Consider the following 2,087-nt stretch of genomic DNA (forward strand, 5'->3'; position numbering starts at 1 on the left):
AGTACGTCCAGTACGAGGCCGACTCGGGCGCACGCCCAGCCGGGCGCCCAACGCCGCGCGCTGATCTGCCAAGATCCGCCGGACAGGCCCTAACCGCCCCGAGCCGAAGGGGTGCGCCGGTGCCGAAAGCGAGGAGCGACAAGCGGGGGACGAGCGCCGGAGCGACGACCGTCGGCGCCGGGTCCGAGCGCCCCGGAGGCGAGTGGGCGAGTCACAGGGCTTCGAGCACCGAGAAGTGCCCGCCCTGCGGGTCGGCCAGTCGGGCGGCCCGGCCGCGGGCGGTGTCGTGCGGTTCGACCAGGACCCGGCCGCCGAGTTCGACGGTGTGACGGGTGGTCAGCTCGGCGTCCCGGACGGCGAAGTGGGTGCGCCAGCGCGGCGGGTGGCCGCGCAGGTCGGCGCGGTGGCGGATGCCCGCGACCGGGCGCCCGTGCACCAGCAGCGCGCTCTCGTCGGCGGTGGGCCGGACCGGCCGGTCGAGCACCGTGCCGTAGAAGGCGGCGGCGCCGTCGGCGTCCGGGGTGAGCAGTTCGGCCCAGGCGGGCCCGCCCGGGTCCATCCCGGCCTCCCGGCCGAGGTGCTGCTCGGCCTGCCAGAGGCCGAAGACGGCTCCGGAGAGGTCGGCGGCGACGGCCATCCGCCCGGCGTCGTCGGCCTGCAGCGGCCCGACCGCGACGGTGCCCCCGCACTCGCGCACCAGTTGGGCGGTGCGGTCGGCGTCGTCCACGGCGAAGTAGGTGGTCCACTGCACCGGGAAGCCGGTGGTGCTGGAGACGCCGAGGCCGGCGACGGGGGTGCCGTCGAGCTCGGCCCGGACGTAGGCGCCGAGTTGGCCGGGCCCGGGGGAGTACGTCCAGCCGAGCAGCTCGCCGTAGAAGGCGCGCGCGCCGGGCAGGTCGTCGGTCAGCAGGCTGACCCAGCAGGGTGTGCCCTGGGCCAGTCGGAGTTCCACCGCGGGCAATGCGGGCCTCCTCACGGGTGTTCGGCGCACGGAGATCCGGGCGCGCGAGGGTGATGCTTCCACCCTGGCGCGCGCCCAACCCTCGACCCGCGCGGAAAGTCCGGCAAAGAGCGCACAAAGAGCCGCGGTTCGGGCGCGCTGCGCGACAATGGCCGGCATGACCACCTTCAACGACGGTTCCCCGCTGATCTCCGCGGCCGAGCTGCGGGAGGCGCTCGCCTCCGCGCGGCCGCCGGTGCTGCTGGACGTGCGCTACCAGTTGGTCGGTGCCGCGCCGGGCGGCCCGACCGCGGCCGAGGAGTACCGGGCCGGGCACCTGCCCGGTGCCCACTTCGTCGAGCTGGACCGGGATCTCGCGGCCCCGCCCGGCGCTCCGGGCCGGGGCGGGCGCCACCCGCTGCCGGATCCGGAGGAGTTCGGCGCGGCGATGCGCGGGTTCGGGGTGAGCTCCGGGCGTCCGGTCGTGGTGTACGACGGTGCGGCGTCGATGGCGGCGGCGCGGGCCTGGTGGCTGCTGCGCTGGGCCGGGCACCCGGACGTCCGGGTGCTGGACGGCGGCTTCGCGGCCTGGCGGGCGGCCGGGCTGCCGGTGACGGCGGAGCTGCCGGAGCCGGCGGAGGGCGACTTCAAGCCCGTGCCGGGGCAGTTGCCGACGCTGGACGCGGACGCTGCCGCGGCCCGGGCGCGCAGCGGTCTGCTGCTGGACGCCCGGTCGGGGGAGCGCTATCGGGGCGAGAGCGAGCCGGTGGACCCGCGGGCCGGACACATCCCGGGCGCGGTGTCGGCGCCGACCGCCGAGAACGTGGGCCCGGACGGGAGGTTCCGCCCGGCGGCCGAACTGCTGGCCCGGTTCCGGGCGTTGGGCGCGGGGGAGCGCGAGGTCGCGGTGTACTGCGGTTCGGGCGTGACGGCGGCGCACCAGATCCTGGCGATGGAGGCGGCGGGCCTGGACGCGGTGCTGTACCCGGGTTCGTGGAGCGAGTGGTCGAGCGACCCGGGCCGCCCGGTGGCGGTGACCGACCAGCGGGGCTGACCGACCGGCCGGGCTGAGCGGGCACCCGTTCTGCGGCAAGGTCTTCTGACGGCCACACAGTGCTGCGGGGCGCCGGCTCGGCCGGCGCCCCGC

The 2,087-nt window shown here is 77.0% G+C and carries 2 protein-coding genes; one reads left to right on the top strand and one right to left on the bottom strand.

From position 1 onward, the window contains the following. Nucleotides 1–211: 211 nt before the first annotated feature. On the bottom strand, nucleotides 212–952 hold the full coding sequence (locus tag ACFXOZ_RS42430) for a VOC family protein (protein ID WP_380527139.1): 741 nt from the start codon (nucleotides 950–952) through the stop codon (nucleotides 212–214). A gap of 166 nt (nucleotides 953–1,118) precedes the next feature. On the opposite strand from ACFXOZ_RS42430, the gene ACFXOZ_RS42435 reads away from it, so the two are divergent. Beyond that, a complete protein-coding gene (locus ACFXOZ_RS42435) occupies nucleotides 1,119–1,994 on the top strand; it encodes a sulfurtransferase (RefSeq protein WP_380595392.1) in 876 nt (291 codons plus the stop codon). Nucleotides 1,995–2,087: the final 93 nt, after the last annotated feature.

The organism is Kitasatospora sp. NPDC059160 (assembly GCF_042755465.1).
Classification (GTDB): domain Bacteria; phylum Actinomycetota; class Actinomycetes; order Streptomycetales; family Streptomycetaceae; genus Kitasatospora.

Coding starts and splice junctions, on each gene's coding strand:
- ACFXOZ_RS42435 (WP_380595392.1), top strand. CDS start 1,119: ATGACCACCTTCAACGACGGTTCCCCGCTGATCTCCGCGGCCGAGCTG.